Origin of the sequence: Phocaeicola sp. RTP21359st1_B8_RTP21360_211022, from assembly GCF_040911965.1 — a bacterium.
Classification (GTDB): domain Bacteria; phylum Bacteroidota; class Bacteroidia; order Bacteroidales; family Bacteroidaceae; genus Phocaeicola; species Phocaeicola vulgatus.
In genome coordinates this window covers 147,371-168,416 of record NZ_JBDFXP010000005.1, presented here as the reverse complement: position 1 = coordinate 168,416, position 21,046 = coordinate 147,371, and the positions used below count along the sequence as shown (strand labels likewise).

17 protein-coding genes and 4 pseudogenes are annotated in these 21,046 nt (G+C 42.9%); 9 read left to right on the top strand and 12 right to left on the bottom strand.

The genetic code is table 11. The features are described from left to right. Positions 1-40: 40 nt before the first annotated feature. The 5 genes from priA to AB5062_RS04060 form a co-directional block, all read right to left on the bottom strand. Positions 41-2,503 (bottom strand): primosomal protein N', encoded by a 2,463-nt coding sequence (gene priA, locus AB5062_RS04080; RefSeq protein ID WP_005845458.1) that lies wholly within the window; start codon positions 2,501-2,503, stop codon positions 41-43. Positions 2,504-2,575: 72 nt separating this feature from the next. Beyond that, positions 2,576-3,175, bottom strand: a complete 600-nt coding sequence (locus AB5062_RS04075) for a porin family protein (protein WP_005845456.1) — start codon at positions 3,173-3,175, stop codon at positions 2,576-2,578. 163 nt (positions 3,176-3,338) lie between these two features. Beyond that, positions 3,339-3,560: a DUF2795 domain-containing protein gene (locus AB5062_RS04070; RefSeq protein WP_002558131.1), complete on the bottom strand. Its 222-nt coding sequence runs from the start codon at positions 3,558-3,560 to the stop codon at positions 3,339-3,341. A 71-nt stretch (positions 3,561-3,631) separates the two neighbouring features. Continuing rightward, the gene (locus tag AB5062_RS04065; protein ID WP_005845453.1) at positions 3,632-4,195 is read right to left on the bottom strand and encodes a cob(I)yrinic acid a,c-diamide adenosyltransferase; all 564 of its coding nucleotides are present in this window, start codon (positions 4,193-4,195) and stop codon (positions 3,632-3,634) included. Positions 4,196-4,203: 8 nt separating this feature from the next. Then, on the bottom strand, positions 4,204-4,827 hold the full coding sequence (locus AB5062_RS04060) for a hypothetical protein (RefSeq protein ID WP_005845451.1): 624 nt from the start codon (positions 4,825-4,827) through the stop codon (positions 4,204-4,206). Positions 4,828-4,931: 104 nt separating this feature from the next. Between AB5062_RS04060 and AB5062_RS04055 the strand changes: the two genes are divergently transcribed. Next, positions 4,932-6,242 carry a S28 family serine protease gene (locus AB5062_RS04055; protein WP_032952655.1) on the top strand — a complete coding sequence of 437 codons (1,311 nt, stop codon included), beginning with the start codon at positions 4,932-4,934 and terminating at the stop codon, positions 6,240-6,242. A gap of 130 nt (positions 6,243-6,372) precedes the next feature. On the opposite strand, the gene AB5062_RS04050 is transcribed toward AB5062_RS04055, so the two are convergent. The 5 genes from AB5062_RS04050 to AB5062_RS04030 form a co-directional block, all read right to left on the bottom strand. Further along, entirely contained in the window at positions 6,373-7,905 is a 1,533-nt protein-coding gene (locus AB5062_RS04050; protein WP_005845448.1) for an acyl-CoA carboxylase subunit beta, read from the bottom strand. A gap of 2 nt (positions 7,906-7,907) precedes the next feature. After that, positions 7,908-8,423 (bottom strand): acetyl-CoA carboxylase biotin carboxyl carrier protein subunit, encoded by a 516-nt coding sequence (locus AB5062_RS04045; protein WP_005845446.1) that lies wholly within the window; start codon positions 8,421-8,423, stop codon positions 7,908-7,910. A 24-nt stretch (positions 8,424-8,447) separates the two neighbouring features. Next, positions 8,448-9,959 carry an acetyl-CoA carboxylase biotin carboxylase subunit gene (gene accC / locus AB5062_RS04040; RefSeq protein WP_005849536.1) on the bottom strand — a complete coding sequence of 504 codons (1,512 nt, stop codon included), beginning with the start codon at positions 9,957-9,959 and terminating at the stop codon, positions 8,448-8,450. 176 nt (positions 9,960-10,135) lie between these two features. Further along, entirely contained in the window at positions 10,136-10,492 is a 357-nt protein-coding gene (locus AB5062_RS04035; RefSeq protein WP_005849538.1) for a DUF488 domain-containing protein, read from the bottom strand. Positions 10,493-10,565: 73 nt separating this feature from the next. Next, positions 10,566-11,051, bottom strand: coding sequence for a GNAT family N-acetyltransferase (locus AB5062_RS04030; protein ID WP_005849540.1), 486 nt, complete (start codon positions 11,049-11,051; stop codon positions 10,566-10,568). Between the two features lie 104 nt (positions 11,052-11,155). Between AB5062_RS04030 and AB5062_RS04025 the strand changes: the two genes are divergently transcribed. The 6 genes and pseudogenes from AB5062_RS04025 to AB5062_RS04000 all read left to right on the top strand — a co-directional run bounded on the left by AB5062_RS04025 (position 11,156) and on the right by AB5062_RS04000 (position 17,832). After that, a complete protein-coding gene (locus AB5062_RS04025) occupies positions 11,156-11,587 on the top strand; it encodes a GNAT family N-acetyltransferase (protein WP_005845438.1) in 432 nt (143 codons plus the stop codon). 17 nt (positions 11,588-11,604) lie between these two features. Further along, positions 11,605-12,126 (top strand): GNAT family N-acetyltransferase, encoded by a 522-nt coding sequence (locus AB5062_RS04020; protein WP_005845436.1) that lies wholly within the window; start codon positions 11,605-11,607, stop codon positions 12,124-12,126. Between the two features lie 15 nt (positions 12,127-12,141). Next, positions 12,142-13,779: a B12-binding domain-containing radical SAM protein gene (locus AB5062_RS04015; protein ID WP_032952656.1), complete on the top strand. Its 1,638-nt coding sequence runs from the start codon at positions 12,142-12,144 to the stop codon at positions 13,777-13,779. 660 nt (positions 13,780-14,439) lie between these two features. Then, positions 14,440-15,066: pseudogene (locus AB5062_RS04010) on the top strand (mobilization protein); the annotation flags it as partial. 311 nt (positions 15,067-15,377) lie between these two features. Next, positions 15,378-15,575: a hypothetical protein gene (locus AB5062_RS04005; RefSeq protein ID WP_032952657.1), complete on the top strand. Its 198-nt coding sequence runs from the start codon at positions 15,378-15,380 to the stop codon at positions 15,573-15,575. A gap of 31 nt (positions 15,576-15,606) precedes the next feature. After that, complete coding sequence (locus AB5062_RS04000) at positions 15,607-17,832, top strand: RagB/SusD family nutrient uptake outer membrane protein (protein ID WP_118292291.1); 2,226 nt, start codon at positions 15,607-15,609, stop codon at positions 17,830-17,832. A 191-nt stretch (positions 17,833-18,023) separates the two neighbouring features. Here AB5062_RS04000 and AB5062_RS03995 read toward each other — a convergent pair. Then, positions 18,024-18,482: pseudogene (locus tag AB5062_RS03995) on the bottom strand (Fic family protein); the annotation flags it as partial. Between AB5062_RS03995 and AB5062_RS03990 the strand changes: the two are divergent. Both AB5062_RS03990 and AB5062_RS03985 read left to right on the top strand, forming a co-directional pair. Beyond that, positions 18,475-19,065 (top strand): annotated as a pseudogene (locus AB5062_RS03990) (site-specific integrase); the annotation flags it as partial. The pseudogenes AB5062_RS03995 and AB5062_RS03990 sit on opposite strands and share 8 nt — an antisense overlap. A gap of 25 nt (positions 19,066-19,090) precedes the next feature. Next, a pseudogene (locus tag AB5062_RS03985) lies at positions 19,091-20,232 on the top strand (YhcG family protein). A 216-nt stretch (positions 20,233-20,448) separates the two neighbouring features. Here the strand turns inward: AB5062_RS03985 and AB5062_RS03980 are convergent. Further along, complete coding sequence (locus tag AB5062_RS03980; RefSeq protein ID WP_032952658.1) at positions 20,449-20,895, bottom strand: MarR family winged helix-turn-helix transcriptional regulator; 447 nt, start codon at positions 20,893-20,895, stop codon at positions 20,449-20,451. Positions 20,896-21,046: the final 151 nt, after the last annotated feature.

The following is a 21,046-nucleotide window of genomic DNA, read 5'->3' as shown; positions in this document are numbered from 1 at the left end:
TTCGTTTATCTTTTCTATTATCGTCCAGTGCATGGACCGGTTACTGTGGATCTACATCATAATAAACTAACAACGAACGGAAACGTTCATCTTCCAATATGGCACGTTGTACGGCAAGCAGATAATCACGCACTTTCTTTATAGAAGCATTCTGCTCCACTTTCACAATCATTTTTTTTATAAATAAGGTCTGGATACGGGCCACCGGCGGTTTGTCCGGACCCAATACCCTGTCGCCCAATCCGGAACGGAGCTGTGCCGCCATGGTATCCGCCGCCAAATCCAGAATATCCTCTTTGCGGTGTTTCAGATATACATAAATCAAACGATAATAAGGAGGATATTTGAACATCTGCCGTTCTGCCAATTGGTCATAATATAACTGCTCATAGTCATTATGCATCACTTGATGAATAACGGGTAAATCGGGCGATTTGGTCTGAAGGATAACCAGTCCTTGCTTATTTTTACGCCCGGCACGTCCTGCTACTTGGGCCATCAGTTGGAAAGCACGCTCATAGCTCCGGAAATCCGGGAAGTTCAACATCGTATCCGCATTCAGAATCCCCACCACACTGACATGATCAAAGTCCAATCCTTTGGACACCATCTGCGTACCAATCAGGATGTCCGTCTTGCCCTGTTCAAAATCCGCGATAATTTTCTCGTATGCGGTACGGGTACGAGTGGTATCCAAATCCATCCGGGCGACTTTCGCCTCGGGGAATATCAGTTTTATATCATCTTCTATACGCTCTGTACCGAAACCGCGATGCATCAATTCCACTCCGCCACACGCCGGGCAGGAACGGGGAACTTGATAGGTATATCCGCAGTAATGGCAAGTCAGCTGGTTCAGCCCCTTATGATACGTCAGACTCACATCACAGTTCTTGCATTTAGGAACCCAGCCGCAGGTATGACATTCTATCATCGGAGCGAAACCGCGACGGTTCTGAAACAGGATAACCTGCTCCTTACACTCCAATGCCTCTTTTATCTGCTTGACCAGCGCCGGTGAGAAAGGGCCCTGCATCCGCTTCTGATGCGCCAGTTCCTTGATGTCAACCAGTTCTATATGAGGAAGCCGGATATCTTTATATCTTTCTTTCAATTCTACCAAGCCATACTTTCCCGAGGTAGCATTAAAGTAAGTTTCCACACCAGGAGTAGCCGTCCCCAGCAGCACTTTCGCCTTGAACATAGAGGCCAGCATGATGGCTGAGCTACGGGCATGGTAACGTGGGGCGGGGTCTTGCTGTTTATACGTATTCTCGTGTTCCTCATCTATGATGACCAGCCCCAAGTTACGAAAAGGCAGAAAAATAGAGGAACGGACTCCGAGAATCACGTCATAGCTCTTCTCTCCCAACTGTTTCTGCCATATCTCCACCCGTTCAGCGTCCGGAAACTTGGAATGATAAATACCCAGCCGATGTCCGAACACCCTTTTCAAACGCTCAGTTATCTGAGTGGTCAGTGCAATTTCCGGAAGCAAATATAAGACCTGCTTTCCTGTTTTCAGCACCTCCTGAATGAGGTGGATATAAATTTCCGTCTTGCCACTGGATGTAACGCCATGCAGAAGACATACATTTTTCTCTCTGAAGCATTGAAGAATGTTGCCATAAGCCTGTTGCTGCGCAATATTCAGCGGATTAATATCACCGGTATCCGAAATTCCTTTATCCAAACGTCCTATCTCCTGATGATAGACCTCAAAGACTTTCTTTTCGACCAATCCGTTAAAAACGGCCGCAGACCCTCCAGACTTTTCAAGCAGCTCTTTCTTTGTTACTTCCTTTAAAGCATACCCTCTGGCTACCCAACCGGACAATTCCACATACTTCATTAATATCATCAATTGTTTAGGAGCACGTGACAATTCATTGAACAGCCGTTGTAAGTAAGCCTCATCCGCTTCTCCGTTCACCAATCTCACCCTTGCCTCAGTACGCGGTTTGTAATTACGTTTCAGTTCCTCCTTGACAAAGATGGCCTCTTTGTCCAACAAAGACTTGATGACAGTCAACACATTTTTCAGTCCGCTGTTTTTTTCCAACTGGGTTACACACTGTTCTGTATCCCGGCTCAACAAATCCAGAATTTTCTGCTCTTTCTCCGGTAAGGGTGCAGTAGCTTCAAAATCGGGATTATATTCCACCAACGTTTCGCTTTCCAGTTTCATACCCGAAGGGATAGCCGCCTTGTACACATCTCCTAATGTACAAAGATAATATTCCGCCAGCCATTGCCAGAACTCATATTGTTTCGGTAACAGTACCGGAGATGAATCCAGCACTTCAGCTATATCCTTCGTTTCATACCCCTCCGGGGCCGCATAATGTACATTTGTCACTATTGCCGTATAGAACTTTTTCTTTCCAAACGGAACAACCACCCGACAACCAATCTGTACCATCTCTTCCATCTCCTGAGGAAGGGAATAAGTGTATTGGTTGGCAATAGGTAATGGAACTATGACATCTACGAATTTTTTCATGGTGCAAAATTACAAAAAAGGAGGCATTCTTCACTGAATGCCTCCTTTTTATCTTTTATTAAATAAGGTTGTCTAGAACAAGTATGCCAAAGAAACTTGCCAAGTGTTGTTCTTTATATTAACAGAATGGTGTCCATCACCCGATCCACCCTCTGTATAATATTCATAAGTACCAGTCTTGCTCAGAGCAAAATTATAATTAACCCCTAACTGTAAATGACGTATCAATTTAAGACCTGCTCCTACATTGAAACTGGTTGTAGATTTTTTCAATGACAATTCACGCGTCCATATTTTATTGCCAATATTAAAATCAAACTGGGGACCTGCAGCAATATAAGCACCCAACATGCTACCAAGGCCAAAGGACCATTTCAAATTCACAGGAACTGCAAATGTCTTTAACTTCATTGTTTTCTCTCCATCGACCCCTAAGTCTGTCTGAGAATATAAAGCGGCAACATCTGCCCCTATCCCGATAATAGGCAGGGTGAATTCAGCCATCGGACCCACAAAAAAACCAGTCTTATTATCCCCTTTAAAAGCATCCTTTGAAAAACTCAATTTTGAAATATTCAAACCACCTTTTACTCCAAAGTGCAACTGAGCCTGAGCAGGAGCAGCCATCATCAAACATACAGCTACCATTAATACACTAATAATCTTTTTCATGTTTGTCTATTTTTAGTTTACGCCACAAAGATAAACACTTTTTCCATGTATAATGTTCAATCTCCCAGGAAAGTTACATTACGCTTTCCAATCCCCCCTTCCAAGAAGAAATATCAAACAAAAAACGGACAGAATTTTTTATTCTGTCCGCCATGTTCTCTTTCTAATATTCTTCCTCATTAAAAAAGAAATCCTCTTTGCTCGGATAATCCGGCCAAATATCTTCTATACTTTCATAGATTTCGCCTTCATCTTCCATCTCTTGCAAGTTTTCGATTACTTCCAACGGAGCGCCCGAACGCATTGCATAGTCAATCAACTCATCCTTTGTAGCAGGCCAGGGAGCATCCTCTAACTTCGAGGCCAATTCTAATGTCCAGTACATAGTTTTCTTATTTTTTAAGTAAATACTTTTCTTTCGTTCTCTAATTAGCCGCAAAAGTATAATAAATTATTTCATTTGCAACTTTTATCCCAAAAAATTTCATCCGTTTTAGTTAAATGATTTAACTTTCGGGTCAAAATGAATAAATAATCAGATAAACGGTTGACAAATGCTGTTACACGGGCATCTATGTCACATTCTTCAGCCAATGCAAGAATACGTCGCTCGGCACGGCGACACACCGTCCGGCAAATGTGCCCAACGGCTGCTCCACGGTCACCCCCCGGCAGAATAAAAGCATTCAAAGGAGGAAGTTCATTGTCAATTACGTCAATTGCCTGCTCCAACATCCGGATGTCTTCATCCTCTATACGACTTTCCATACGCAACTTGGTCTGTGTCTGATCCGTTGCCAGATACGAACCGACAGAGAATAATTTATTTTGTATACGAAAAATGATTTGTTTATCCTCCTCATCCGTCAAATACGTTTGCAACAATCCCAAATAGGAGTTCAATTCATCCACTGTGCCATAGGCTTCAAGCCGTATATGCGTTTTCGGCACCCGGGTACCACCTACCAATGATGTGGTTCCCTTATCACCTGTTTTGGTGTATATCATGCTTTTCTTCATGGTTCCGGTTATAAAAAATTTACAATATAATGCTGTTTATATCTCGCTTTATCAAAAAAGACCAACCCTATGTCATACAAATCAAAAGTGATACCCGTCGACTCACTGGCTACAATTTGCTCCCACCATTTCCGTTTTTCCCTCGATTCATGAATTCCTCCGACAATAAAGCAACTACGAGGTCCGGCATAAGGAAGTACCAGTTCAAAAACTTCTTTATAAAAAGGAGTATGCCCTATATGCAGACAATCTAATGTATGCACCTCCGCCAGTTTCTCCTCCAGTTGTCGGGAAGTCTTTGCCCAATCCCTGCCTTTCAAGGTGACGGAGTCCATAGTATGACACGCAGCCCGCATATATCCTATGGATGCCCCATTACCAATCCCCACTTCAATCAACGACTTTGGTCTGAAATAATTAACCAACCGGAATAGCAAACGGTTCACTTTCCTTCGATAATGTGGCAAATAAGCAGGAAATCCCCTTTCCTTCAATACCCGATAAGCATAGTAGTGATATTTTTCATAAACAATAGAAGTAATCAGAAAAAAATCAGACGGAGAGTGTACTCCGTAACCACAACGGTGACGGAAGCGACTGCACCAATTCCATATACGATGAAGAAAAAACATATTTCTCAGCTTTATTAAGTAACACAAAGATAAAAGATTACCCGACAATATCGAAATAAAATACTATTTTTGTTGCCCATTAGTTATTAAACCATTTATAAACGATGAAACACACACTCTCTTTTATGGTATGGGCAATACTGGCTATCTTATTGCCTTTACAAATGGCCCAGGCCGCAGCTCCTCCCACTGAATTACAGAAAAGACTTCAAAATCTTCCGGACATCAGTGACATTAAACCAATGCAAAGTGATGCCTATCCGGAGAAATATGTATTCTTCATTAATCAACTATTGGATCCGCATCACCCCGAAGCAGGGAATTTCAAGCAAAGGGTTATTCTCTCGCATGTAGGTTTTGACCGCCCTACCGTACTGGTTACCGAAGGCTATGCCGCCCATTATGCCACCCATCCGCGTTATCAAGAAGAGTTATCCAAATTATTCAACGCCAATCTGGTATTCGTGGAATACCGTTATTTTGGTGAGTCCATGCCGAAGCCCTGCAACTGGGATTATCTCACGGTTGAAAATTCACTGTATGATTTGCATCATGTAACCACGACCTTGAAACAACTATACGATGAGAAATGGATAGCTACCGGAATCAGCAAAGGCGGACAGACTACGATGTTCTACCGCACTTACTTTCCCGATGATGTGGATATCTCCGTACCTTACGTAGCCCCCCTCAACCAATCATTGGAGGACGGCCGTCACGAACCGTTCATTGCCAATAAAGTTTCGACTCCCGAAAACCGTAAACGAGTTGAAAACTTTCAACTGGAAGTACTTAAACGCAAGAGCCGGCTGCTGCCGATGTTCGAAAAATATTGCTCGGATAAAGGATATACCTTCCGCATTCCTATAGCCGAAGTATACGACTTCAATGTATTGGAATACTCATTTGCCCTATGGCAATGGGGAACTCCTGTAAATAAGATTCCGGAAACAAATGCCGATGACCACACGCTATTCAAGCATTTCATGGCTATTTGTGAACCGGATTATTTCTCCGAACAATCTCCCTACCCTTCCTTTAATGTGCAAGCGGCCAAAGAACTGGGGTATTACGGATATGACATCAAACCTTTCAAAAAGTATCTGACGATAAAGAGCAGCCGTGACTATCTTCATAAGGTAATGTTACCGCCCGAACTGTCAAATCTCAAATTTGACAAGACACTATATAATAAGGTGGTAAAATTCCTGAAAGAGAATGATCCCGAAATGATCTATATTTATGGCGGCGATGATCCTTGGACAGCTTCGGGTGTCACTTGGCTGAAGAACAAGAAAAACATAAAAGTTTATGTGTTATCCGGCGGCAGCCATACCACCCGTATCGGCAGCTTTGACACCGACACACAAGAAGAAATCAAGACACAAATCAATGCATGGCTGAATAAAGAATAGCAAAGAGACGAGATAAAAAGCTTTTCCGCCACAGGTTACGCAGATTGTCACCGGTTATTTCCATTGAGGACCCACTGTTTAAATTGGACCGATGTCAATCTGAGCAATCTGTGACGGAATCTTGATTTTATCATAAAGGCATATTGCCATGTTTCTTAGGCGGATTGCTTTGGTTTTTATTGTGACACATTTCCAAAGCTTGAATAAGTTTGTAACGAGTGTCACGGGGCATAATCACCTCATCAATCAGACCACGTTCTGCCGCACGATAAGGATTGGAGAATTTATCTTCGTATTCCTTGATGATCTCAGCTTTCTCTTCCGGAGCAGACTTGCGGTAAAGGATATTCACTGCCCCTTCTGCACCCATGACGGCTATTTCCGCCTGTGGGTAAGCCAGGTTCACATCGGCTCCCGTCGGCTTGCTGGACATGACAATGTAGGCACCTCCATAAGCTTTACGGGTAATTAAAGTAACCTTGGGCACTGTAGCTTCAGCGTATGCATAGACTATCTTCGCACCGTGGCGGATGATGCCGTTGTGTTCCTGTACCGTTCCGGGCAGGAAGCCGGGAACATCCTCGAAAGTGATCAGAGGAATATTAAAGCAGTCACAGAAACGGATAAAACGGGCAGCCTTGTCGCTGGCGTCAATGTCAAGGACGCCGGCCAGCCAGGCGGGCTGATTGGCAACAATACCTACGGAACGACCTCCCAGGCGACCAAACCCCACCACCACATTTTTAGCAAAGTGAGGCATCACCTCGAAGAAATACTGGTTATCCAGCACCGGTTCGATGATATCCTTTATATCATAAGGCATGTTCGGATCTTCGGGAATGACAGTCTGCAACGCCTCCACCTGACGATGGATGTCATCGTTGCAGGGAACCAGCGGCGCATCCTCCATATTGTTGGAAGGCAGGAAACTCAGCAATTCGCGGATACTCATCAGCGTTTCCTCCTCATTATCGCACATAAAATGGGTCACACCGCTTTTGCCGCTGTGAGTCTGGGCACCACCCAGTTCCTCCTTGCCCACCTCCTCGTTAGTCACGGTCTTCACCACATCCGGACCCGTGATAAACATGTGGCTCTGCTCCTTCACCATAAAGATAAAGTCGGTCAGTGCCGGGGAATAGCAGGCGCCTCCGGCACAAGGTCCCAGAATAGCGGAAATCTGGGGGATAACACCTGATGCAATGGTATTCTGATAAAAGATGGAGGCATATCCGGCCAAGCTGTTCACCCCTTCCTGTATGCGTGCACCCCCCGAATCGTTCAAAGCGATAACGGGAGCTCCCGTCTTCAAAGCCAGTTGCTGAACCTTTACAATCTTGGCCGCATTGGTTTCGCTCAGCGAACCGCCGTGCGCGGTGAAATCGTATGCATAGACAAACACCGGACGGCCGTCTATCTTTCCGTAACCGGTGACCATACCATCTCCGGCAATCTGCTTCTTCTCCATGCCGAAGTTGGTACAACGGTGATTCACCAGCTTGTCCAGTTCATTGAACGTACCTTTGTCCAGCAACATTCCGATACGCTCGCGAGCGGTCATCTTCCCTTGGGCGTGTTGTTTCTCGATCTTGTCCACACCGCCGCCCAGCGACGCGCGTTTGTCCAGCTCTTCAAACCGGCTGTATATTTCTTCTCTTGTCATGATCAATCTTCTTTTATTATATCCAATACTATTAATACCTGGTTAGCATTGACGGAATCCCCCTCATTGACCAGGATATCCCTTACCGTACAGTCCGAGGTCACTTTGTAGTTGCTCTGCATCTTCATGGCCTCCAGCACTACCACAATATCCCCGGATGACAGACGGTCACCTTTCCGGACGGGAATTTTCACAACCTTTCCGGGCATGGGAGCCACAATCTTGTCATCCTGTCTCTCCTCGCCGCCCTTTTTCATACGCAGATACTTGGTCTGGGTGTCCACTATGTCCACATGATAGGAACGGTAGAACATATTCACATCATAACTCTTTCCACCCTCCCCACGGATCAGTTCGGCATTGAAGGAATTGCCATCGTGCAGGATGGAACAGCTTCCGTTCTCGGCCATAACGATATCCACATCATACGGTTTTCCGTCAATCATAAACTGTACCTTGTTTCCTTCCTTGCTCACCAACGTCACATCGGCTACGCGGTCTCCAATATGTATTTCCATACTTTTGCTTAATTAAATGAAGAATCAGATTCTCAACACTCCTTTCTGCAAGCCGAACTCACGCCAACGGCTGATGGGACGGGCATCAGACAGCTGGGGACTCTTGTTCTCTTCCAGATTCATCAGATAGTCAATATAAGAGGCGATCATGGCCATGTTTTCAATCTCCTCATTGTTGCCGTTGCCACGGAGCAGCATACGGGAGTTCTTCTCTATAAATAAGGTATTATACTCACCCTTCACAAAGTCGGGGGTATGCATGATGCGTTTCAGATAACTGAGGTTGGTCTTCAAGCCCGTAATCTTGTACTCGTAAAGCACACGGCGCATACGCTCTATGGCATACTGGCGGGTTGTGGCCCACACGATCAACTTGCCTATCATCGGGTCGTAAAAGACAGGAATCTCGTACCCTTCGTACACGTAGCTGTCAATGCGTACGCCGATGCCGTTAGGCTCCGTCAGCTGTTTGATAATACCCGGCGAAGGCATGAAGTTGTTCTCCGTGTCTTCCGCACAGATACGACATTCGATGGCATGACCGCGCTGATACAGCTCTTCCTGTTTCAAATGCAGCACTTCATCATTGGCAATGCGGATCTGCTCTTTCACCAAGTCCACGCCCACTACTTCTTCGGTAATGGGATGCTCCACCTGGAGACGGGTATTCATCTCCAGAAAATAGAAATTGCGGTTCTTGTCCACCAGAAACTCGATAGTCCCGGCTCCCGAATAGTTCACTGCCCTGGCAGCAGCTACCGCCTTTTCCCCCATCTCCTGACGGAGTTCCGGAGTAAGGAACGGAGACGGGCTCTCCTCTACAATCTTTTGGTTGCGACGCTGAACAGAACACTCGCGGTCAAACAGATGGATTACATTGCCATGATTGTCACCCAGTATTTGAAATTCTATATGATGGGGTTCCTCCACAAATTTTTCCAAATAAACCGTATCATCCCCGAAAGAAGACATGGACTCGGAACGGGCGGTGTTATATGCCTCCACCACTTCATCTTCACTGTGTATCAGCCTCATCCCTTTACCGCCGCCTCCCATAGAAGCCTTCAACATGACAGGATAGCCTATTTCATTACAGATACGTACCGCCTCTTCGGCACTTTGCAACGGCTGTTCCGTACCGGGGACTACGGGAACACCTGCGGCAATCATACGCTTACGGGCGGCAATCTTGTCACCCATCGCTTCCATCGTCTCGGCGGCAGGACCGATAAAGATGATCCCCTCCTCTTTGCACCGGCGGGCAAAATCAGCATTCTCGGACAAAAAACCATAACCAGGATGAATGGCATCGGCATGATGTTGCCTTGCAGCTTTAATGATATTATCTATATTCAGATAACTTTCTTTGGAAGCGGCAGGCCCTATCAGACAGGCTTCGTCTGCATACATCACATGACGCGCCGTACGGTCGGCTTCCGAGAAAACAGCCACAGTGCGGATACCCATCTCTTTGCAAGAGCGCATAACGCGCACGGCTATCTCGCCACGGTTGGCAATTAGAACCTTTTGTATCATAATCTTTCTCTTTTTACCCGAAATGTCACACAAAATTACAGATGCATTCATTATACATGAACACATCTTACATGGGTGGCATCTCTCATTAGTATTGATTATTTAACGAAAACTCCCTGTTTTTTAGAAGTGGGAGCCATAATTGGCTGCAAAGATACTTGTTTTTTGCACAAAAACTACAAATGTGTGTCTAAATAATGTTTCAATACATTGGCATGATTTCGCTCCTGTTCTTTCGAAGCGTAAAGTAATGTTACTTTCGAATAAGCTTTTATCTTATCAATGAACGCTTTAGCGGCATCCGATTCATTCAATTCTTTTTGATACATATCTGCAAAAGTCCCCCATCTTTTTTCTATATCCGCATGAAACCATTTCCTTAAATCATTGGATGGAGTGACCTCTTTTGCCCAATAATCGTATTTCAAATATTCCCGCTTCATGCCACGGGGCCACAGGCGGTCTACCAAAACACGATAGCCGTCTTGTTCAGAAGGTTCATCATAAACCCTCTTGATGTTTACTTGAGTCATAGTTGGTTATTTTAATTTAGGTACAAGCTTATAACTCCATATAACCCTAAAAAGTTCATTCCGGACAGTGGTTTCAGGATAACAGCAACTCGTAATCCACTACATCCAACCATCGTCCGAATTTCAGTCCTACCTTCTTAAAATGGGAAACTTTTTTAAATCCCAGCCTCAAATGCAAAGCATCACTGACAACATTTCCCTCTGTGACACAGGCTATCAGTGCACGATACCCGTCCCTACGACATTCTTCAATCAATCTTTCCATCAACTCCCTGCCTATGCCCTTCCCCTCGTATCCGGGAGCTAAATAGACCGTTGTTTCCAACGTATGCCTGTAAGCAGCCCTCTCCTTCCACAAATGGGCATAACAATAACCTACTACTTTCCCTTCTTCCTCATACACAAAATAGGGAAAACGGACGGCAATTCCGGCAATACGGTTACGCATATCCTCCTCTCTCAAAGGTTCCGTTTCAAATGTAGCCACACTGTGCCCGACATATTCATTGTATATCGTTGTGATGGCTTTGGCATCCTGAAGTTCCACTCGTCTAATCATAATGTCATATCTATTATTAAAACGTAAGCAAGATATAAAAAAATAATCAGTTATCTGGAGAATAATCACTATATTTACAGCCGATTCTAATTTCAGCTATAAAAATGACAGAAATAGTAGAAGTAAAAGACTTTATCCCAGCCTACACCGATGCAGTACAAAAACTGCTGGAGCAGCTCACAAACCGCCCGGTAAAACTGACCGGGACAACCCTCAGAAAGATCATATCCCAAGAAAACACCCATCTGTTTTTCTTACTGGCTGATCAGGAAATTGCGGGAATGCTGACTGTAGGCATCTATCACAGCCCCACAGGCGGCAAAGCGTGGATTGAAGATGTGGTAGTGGATGAAAAATACCGGGGACAAGGACTCAGCAAACAGCTGGTCACCCACGCTGTCCGGTTTGTGAAGGAACAAGGCATACCTCTTATTATGCTTACCTCAAACCCCACACGGATAGCAGCCAACAAGCTATATCAAAAATTAGGCTTCGAACAAAAGCAGACCAATGTGTACAGAATGAATTTAGAATAACCCATTCCTATTTCAATATGATAACAATCAGACATTCATTGCCCAAAGATTTGGATGCAATTATAGAAATATTCCACTATGCCCGTCAGTTCATGAAAGAGCATGGCAACCCCAACCAATGGATAAACGGTTATCCTTCCGCTGAATTGATTCTGCGAGAAATAACCAACGGAACCAACTATGTTTGCGAAAATGAAAACGGAGAAATAATAGGCACATTCTGTTTTATTCCCGGAGAGGACCCCACGTATGCCCGCATTGATGACGGCAACTGGCTGAACAACGAACCATATTACGTCATTCACCGCATGGCTACCAACGGCAAACAGAAGGGAGTAGCTGACGCCTGCCTCAAATGGTGTTTCGAACATTGCAACAATATCCGGGTAGATACCCACCACGACAACCTTGTAATGCAGAATATCCTGAAAAAGTACGGTTTCCGGCGTTGTGGCATCATTTATACCCACAACGGCACATCCCGCATCGCTTACCAGCGGACATTAACCGAAAAAGAGTTATCTTTGCCGACCGAATAAACAAGAAAAAGAAACATGAAGATTCTCTGGATAGACCTGAACAGTTCATATGCCCATTCCTCATTGGCACTGCCAGCCCTACATGCACAAATCATGACAGACCCTTCTATAGAATGGGAAATCGTATCTGCCACCATCAACGAAAATACAGGAATGATTGTCGATGAGATCTACCGCCACCGACCCGACATCCTTGCCGCAACCACCTGGCTTTTCAACCATGAGCAACTGATGCATGTCGCTTCCAGAGTAAAAGCATTGCTCCCCGAAGCCTGCCTGGTGCTGGGCGGTCCGGAATTTCTGGGAAACAATGAAGAGTTCCTCCGCAAAAATCCATTTGTGGATTGTGTTTTCAGAGGAGAAGGAGAAGAAGTCTTTCCACAATGGTTGACCTGCTGGAACCATCCGGAACAATGGCACACCGTGCCCGGACTCTGTTACCTCACTCCTAACAAAGAATATAAAGACAACGGTATAGCCCGCGTACTGAATTTCGCCGGACTCGTCCCGCCAGAACAAAGCCGTTTCTTTAACTGGAGCAAGCCCTTTGTCCAACTGGAAACAACACGCGGATGTTTCAACACCTGCGCCTTCTGTGTCAGCGGCGGTGAAAAACCGGTACGCACCCTTTCCATCGAAAGCATCCGCGAAAGGCTACAACTCATCCATGCACATGGCATCAAAAATGTACGCGTATTAGACCGTACTTTTAATTACAACCCTCGAAGAGCCAAAGAACTACTCCGGCTCTTTCTGGAATTCCATCCCGATATCCGCTTCCATCTGGAAATACATCCCGCCCTGTTGTCAGAAGAGCTGAAAGAAGAACTCAGCCTGCTGCCCAAAGGACTGCTTCATCTGGAAGCCGGCATCCAGAGCCTGCGCGAACCTGTACTTGAGAAAAGCCGCCGGATGGGCAAACTATCTGATGCACTGGATGGTCTGAGATTCCTATGCGCCTTGCCCAACATGGAAACCCACGCCGACCTTATTGCCGGACTGCCTCTTTATCACCTTCATGAGATATTTGAAGATGTCCGTACCCTTGCCGGATATGCTGCGGGAGAAATCCAACTGGAGTCACTCAAGCTGCTTCCCGGAACCGAAATGCGCCGGAGGGCGGAAGAGTTAGGAATCAAATATTCCCCTCTGCCGCCATACGAAGTGCTACAAACCCACGAGATCAGTGTCAGTGAATTGCAGACAGCCCGCCAACTTTCACGCTTGTTGGACGGATTTTACAACACACCGGCATGGCAGACACTGACACGTGAACTCATTTTGAATGACGAACAATTCCTCCATCGTTTTCTTGCATATTTAACAAAAGCCAATCTGATAGACCAGCCCATGAGTCTGGAGAAACGAGGCTTGATACTGTATGAGTTCTGCAAACAAAACTACCCCGAATACCAGATACAGGCTACTATTGCCTGGATAGAAGCAGGCATGTCACTGAAAAAACTCCCTGCCGAGAAAGTATGGACCAAACGACAAATCCCTCCTGCCACTTGGAATATCATTTATGGAGAATACAAAGAAAGCCTTCGTCTGTGTTTCCTTCCTGCCGATGAAAAGGGGGAACATGGCTACTGGTTCGGCTTTGAGTCGGAGATACAAAAAGCAAGTCCTGTATTCAAGGCAAGAACGTAAAACGTTACTACATCAGGAGAAGCTGTTGGTTTCAGAAAGTAATGCTCGATTTTGATTTAGTATTACTTTATAGAAGTGAAGCCAAGCGGCTGAAAGAGCCCAACAAGAGTAATCCGGATAAGAACCAAAGGAAAAGGTGATTTCGTCTTATGTAAAACATAAAATTCTTCTGTCACACCATTCCTCTCATTACCAGCAATTTACCGTGTAAAAACATCCATAATATCCCTGAACCGGTATGTAGGCAATGGAGATGGAAACATTCGCCCATTATTTGTATAAGAGCCGCAGATATCAGATTGGATCTGACAGGACATGCCGTGCTTTCATTTAATTTAATAGGATGTCATTGTGTTAACTTCCGATATATACTGTTGCCTCACCTATGTGAAGCAGTGATTCCACTTTAGTGACAACGGCTATTCACACAGATGAAAAGCCCTTTTCACCCAAGTGAAATATCGAATTCAGTCACCCTCGCGCACGGATTCTAACGGGCCTATGCAGTAAGCGCAACGCTAAATCGCACTTCAAATGCAAAAATCCTTGTCGCTTCATCTGTGTTGTACGGTATTGATAGAAGAGACAAAATGCTTGATTTAACATATCAGTAAGCCAATGAGTTATGAGGAGTAGAAAAGAAAAGCGGAGAGAGTTTTCCAACTTTCTCCAAACAAACTCAAAAGCGCAGCCACCAATGCAACTACCGCCATAGCAATCGGTGTCGATTCTCTTTTCGGAAGCGATAAATTAAAAGATTTGGAACAAACCAACGAGAATTTGCGTCATGAAATTATTAAGTACAGCAAAAGCATTGATGATTTAAAGGCTCAGATGCAACATATGCAGGAACAACACGGTAAACAAATTCGAAATCTCCAAGGAATACATAATCAAGAACTTGAAGCCAAAGACAAGGAAATATCACGACTGAATACCATTCTCGAAAAAGCGTTCAACTGTTTTCCATTACTCAAAGAGATGTTGAGAATGGAAAGACTATGCTATGCCATCGGATTCACCAAAGATATGGTAAACAGCCTTTTGAACAAAAGGGAAGCTATCAAATGCAATGAGAAAATCTATTCCGAAGAGCATAGACAAAGATTTGAAGTTAAGAATGCAACTTTCAAAATTGAACAAAGTTCAGTTGATAATAATAAATTGGTACTGACCATAAACAGACAGCCAATAGGCGAATGGTTCAAGGAGTAATGGGAAAAATTAAAGCAAGGCTTATATAACTCTGTACAGACAGAGAAAAGAAGCAGAGGATTCAGAATGTAATCTGATAGTATTCGATTGGATTTCAATAAATTTGCGTATCTTTGCAAGCGGATGGAGAGAACTCTATTCAAGACATATTAGATTTAGAAAGAAGCGTTATGCGCATCTTGTAATTTTGAGAACGTAGGAAATTTTCAAAAGAATGTACAAGGATGGCATAGTGGTTCTCACGCTATAGCGTGGGCTGCTATTGTTATATCTGTACATTCGGGTTTCCTACGACCTTCAAAATTAAGACGTGACATTGCAGTTCCACGCTTCGTGGTTTAATTAAACTTGGTTCAGGAACGGGAACCATAAGAGAAAATCGTATGAAAGAACTAGCTTATTCGTACATTGAATTTGGAGAAGAATATTGGTGGGCGTTTCTTATTATTTGGCTTCTGTGGATTATCGTAGCTCACATTCCCAACTTTATAGATTTCCACTATGCGGACATCATTATCCCTATTATCCTTCTGGCAATTTGGGGTATATTGAAATTGTTTGTAGTTTTCAGTATGATATAAATCGTTAATCATCAATCAAATATATACATCTATGAAATTCAATAAGTACTTTTATTTATCTGCTGCACTTGCTTTTGCTCTTTGCTCTTGCAGCGATAACGATGAAACTGGAGGCGATTTTACGCCTACTATCTTCAACGTAATGGGTAAAGTTGAAAAAGGTCCGATGATTCGTGGCTCTCATGTGGATATGCGAACTTTGGACGAGTACATGACCCCTACTGGAAGCTTTTATTCTGCTACCATCGACAACAACTTGGGTGATTTCAATTATGGCACACTCAAGATTAACAGCCCGTATGCCCAATTAACGGCAGACGGCTATTTTTTTAATGAAGTGGACGGTGAATTGTCAGAAGGTACTATCAAGCTAGATGCTATTGTGGACTTAAAAGACAACAGTACTATCAATGTCAATGTATTAACTCACTTGAAAAGTAAGCGCATCCATCATTTGGTTACTACCCAAGGCATGACATTCAAAGAAGCTAACGCACAAGCCCAAAAGGAGTTGCTTACCCAATTCGGATTACAGCAATACGCCTCTAAAGATGCAAGCCAATTTTCACTTACTTCTGGCGATGATGCTTCCGGCGCTTTGATAGCCATATCATCATTGGTACTGACAGACAGATCCGATGCGGAAATCGTTGAATATCTATCTATTCTAAGCAATGAGTTTGGAACGGAAGGCGCTTTTAGCCAAGAGACAAAGAAAAAGATACAGTCTGGCAAGAACTACCTGAATACAAGACTGGATAGAATTTCCGAAAACATAAAAAGCCGCTACAAGGAATTAGGATTGGAAGTCAAAGTCAAGGACTTGGCTTATTATTTCGACTGGGATAATGATGGAATAGCAGGAAATGAACTGGATGAATCAGAATCTGTTACACTTAGTACAACGGAAGTAAATGTTCCAAAAGAAGGCGGGGAATATACCATTTCCATTGTTTCTGACAAGCCTTATTATTTGAATCCGCCATCTTTTGATTCTGACTCTGATTCTGGTCTTCAAGAATTACCCCAAGACAATGTTACAGAAGAAAATTACTTTGGAGGACTATATGAGCCAAGTGCAAATCTCCCAACTCCTTCAATCAAGTACAACAAAGCCATTGAAAACAATGTCATTACTGTAATAATAGAACCAGCTTTATTTAAAGAAGATCTGTCCACTACCTTTACGGTATATAACGCAAGAGGTAAAGTGGCTGCCACGGTAACAATCAAACAATCCGGAGACAAGAATTATTGGGTTAAGCATGACCCTGTCAGATTGGGAGACCAAGGGAAACAAGCTGTATTAAGCATAATGAGCACCATGAGAGATGCTATATCAATGCAACAGTACTTACAAACCAACTATATTCATCAAGAAGACTTTAAAACCCCAATTCCTTTCCAACCATATGATGGTAAGATAGGAAATACATGGAAATATTACTATGCAGCAATCAATCGGTGGCTTATGATTAAAGACATAGATGCAAACCAGTTGAATTGCTACCAGTCATTTATTGACACCCACCTTGCACTGGCATACTATCAGCTGTCTTCTCGTTGGGGTGGCATACCTTTTATTATGCAGCGTCCAAATGATGCCCACATTTCCCTACCACGTACAGATGAAGCGGAAGTTCTTTCAAGAGTGGAGAATATGCTGTTCGATGCGATGGAAGATTTAGACGAACATCGCTATGACGCTTTCCAAGATGCCAACGAGATGCTTTTCGTTTCTAAAGATGCAGCCAGAACATTGCTTGCCTTTGTCTATTGCAATCAAAAGAAGTTCGATAAAGCATTGCCGCTCTTGGAAGAAGTCATCCGAAGAGATGACTACCATTTGGAATACACGAAAGCAACAGAATATAAGAACAATGCAGAATGTATTTGGGGCTATCACATACAGGCAAGAAGCGGAGAGGCATGCCATCCTTGCCTTGATTACAAAGATGTGATCCTAACAGCTGCTGAATGTCTATATCATACAGGAAACACTCCTAAGGCTAAAGAATACATCAATCAAGTATGCGAGCATAAGAATCTCACAGTTGACCAATCAGATGTTCTGAAAGCCATTGCTTCACTGCATTACCAGATAAACTCACCCAGCTATATGAATTTCATCAGAAGAAACGGATTGGGTGAATCCTTTATGGGACTAAGCCATGACAACCTTTATCAGCTTTTATGGCCTATCCCCAGCAGTGAAATGGATTTAAATCCACAAATGATACAAAATCCGGGATATTAATCCCAGCATATGACGAAAGCCCTGCTATTTACCAGTGGGGCTTTCATATTGCTAAAAAAGCAAAATAACGACTTAAGAATAAAGGATGAATCTCATCCAAAAAGAAAAATACCAAGTTTTACACCCATAATGTAAAGTTGGGTGTTTATTTTAAAATTTACCGATTCTCAGCATTTATAGTTCTCATACCCCTAAAACATAAAACTGAACACTTTCTTTTGCGAAGCTTTAAACCTTTCAATCTCCAAAGAAAGCAATTTCTTCAACTGTCCTGCCATAAACGACAAAAACGGCTGGTTGGTTTCTTCGTCTTGACATTGGTGCAGAGAAAGGATATATTCTTCCCTATCCTCTTTGAATATCTTAGTAGGAAAAAGGTGATAACAAAACTGAATGTAGTTCATCAGTAATCGAACTGTTCTGCCGTTGCCATCCACCCACGGATGTATGGTTACTAAATTAAGGTGGGCATTAAAACTCAATTCATATTGTTCCCGAAATGCTCCCACGGTCTTTTGCTTCTCTTGCAGAATCGCACAAAGTTCATCCACCTTAGCAGGAACTTTCAGATAGTTCATGTAAGAATGTCCGCCAACATCAGCCGTAACACCACATAAGCGAAATTCTCCTTTGGAAGAATCGAAAGACCCTTGTAAAGATATTACCTGCAAAGTGGATAGTCAGATGCTTCGGAAAGATGTGCTTTCGCCCGAAGAAGTACAAAAGCTGATGGCTTGTCATTATGACAACGAAAACCCTACAGTCAGACAAGCGTTTATCTTTTGCCTATATTGCGGTCTGCGCTTCTGCAATGTAAAAGATCTTACTTTTAAAAATGTGGATTATGCTAACCGATTATTAAAATTCGAGCAAAGCAAGGCCAAGGAACATTCTGCCAGTAGTGGTGTGGTTATTCCTTTGAATGACGGTCTATTGTCTATCATTGGTGAAGCTCCGACAGATAAGAACTGTTTAATATTCGATTTGTCTACATACGAAAGTTGCTATAAATCAGTAAAGCGTTGGGTAAAGAGAGCTGGGATAGACAAACATATAAGCTGGCACCTTGCTCGGCATTCGTTTGCCGTGAACATTTTGAACAATGGGGCAAATATCAAAACCGTAGCCAGCCTTTTAGGGCATAGCGGATTGAAGCATACGGAGAAATACACCCGTGCGGTGGATAAATTGAAAGAGGAAGCAATAAACAGCTTACCCGAATTAAAGTTTTAACCACAAAAGACTTATCTTTGTAACTATGAACTTTGAAGCATTAGTAAAACATATCAGCACGATACAGAACACGTTGCAGGCACAAGCCGCACACGCTGTAAACCTTGCCCTTACTTCCCGTAACTGGCTTATGGGTTGCTATATCGTGGAGTTCGAACAGAACGGAGAAGACCGTGCCGCATACGGTGAACAATTGTTGAAGAAGCTGGAACAAAGACTGAAAACAAAAGCCTGAATGAACGAAGATTCCGAGAGGTTAGACGGCTGTACCTTGTTTATCCACAACTGAAAGAACCTATCACACAATACATTGCATCACAAATCCAAATTCGGCACACATTGAGTGCCGAATTCATAGAACCAATTCGGCGGTTGCCATCCGCCGAATCTGCAATGAACATTCGGCGGATACCGTCCGCCGAATTGGGAACTGCAAAAGAATGGATAATTCCGGCAGATAGACTCTTTAATAAACTCACATATTCTAATTTAATGCTCATCTCCGCTATTGACAACCCTGTAAAACGAGCTTTTTATGAAATGGAAACCATTCGTGGCTGTTGGTCATATAAGGAGTTAGAACGACAAATAGCATCTTTATATTATGAACGTAGTGGACTCTCCAAAAACAAAGAAGCCCTCTCCGCTTTAGTCCAGCAACAAGCGACCTTATTACAGCCTAAAGATGTTATCAACACCCCTGTTACTTTAGAGTTCTTAGGATTAAACGAGCATGCCTTAGTAACAGAAAACGACTTGGAGCAATCCATTCTTGACAACCTGCAACACTTCCTGCTGGAAATGGGGCATGGATTCTGCTTTGAAACCCGACAAAAACGTATCTTGATTGATGAGGATTATTTCTTTACCGACCTCGTATTCTATCACCGCATCTTGAAATGTCATGTTATTGTGGAATTGAAGATAGACAAGTTCCGCCATGAGTATGCTTCGCAACTGAATATGTATCTGAACTATTTCAAAGCAGAAGTGATGCAGCCGGATGATAATCCGCCTATCGGTATTCTGCTTTGTACTGAAAAGGGTGATACATTAGTGAAATATGCCACTGCCGGATTAAATCCGAATATCTTCGTACAGAAGTACATGATAGAACTTCCAAGCGAGGAAGAAATAAAGGAGTTCATTGCTTCCTCAAATTACTAACCTATCATAAAAGTAATGCTGGCGAAAAGAAGAAAACTATTTTTCTTTTCGCCAGCCACATATAATTTGCTGTCAACAAGAATAAGTTTAGTCCGTTTTGGATGTATAAACAAAAGGATAAACTAAACTACATACTGCACAACAAGTATAATTACAATTTTCCTCAAATTTTAATTGATTAATCAATCAAATTTTCCGTCAATTGACACGATAATTTTACTTGGTTGAATTCAGATAATTGATGCAGTTCTTTTCAATCTTGTCCAAGATATGAAGAAATGTATCTTGTTCTTCTTGTGATATACCTTTTAATGAGATGTTTAGAGATAGCATTTGACATTTATTTATATGCGGCATAATTGTTTTTACCTTATCGGTGCAGTATAAAAGAACACTCCGTCCATCTTTATGATTTTTCCGCTTGATGATATATCCGTTTTTGGATAATTTTTCAACTATTCTCGTAACATTGGCAAAGTCTTTTTGCGACTGTGTAACTAAATCACCAATAGTCTGACCATCGTTTTCCCATAAATTGACTAAAAGAACCCACTGTTCCGGCGTTATGTCCAGCCCCTCTTCTGATATAATTTGATATATTTGACGTTTGATTATACCCGAAAGTTTGGCTATTTTATGATTTACCATTTTATCTATATCCATATTATTTAGTTTGTTAAAAGCTGAAAAACATATTTGTCATATCAAACAAATGACTATATTTGTCATGACAAATATAGAAATAATGTAATGAGTAACCAAATGGAAGTAAGTGTTTTTATAGAAAATATCCAAAAGGCTTTCGGAGAAAAGG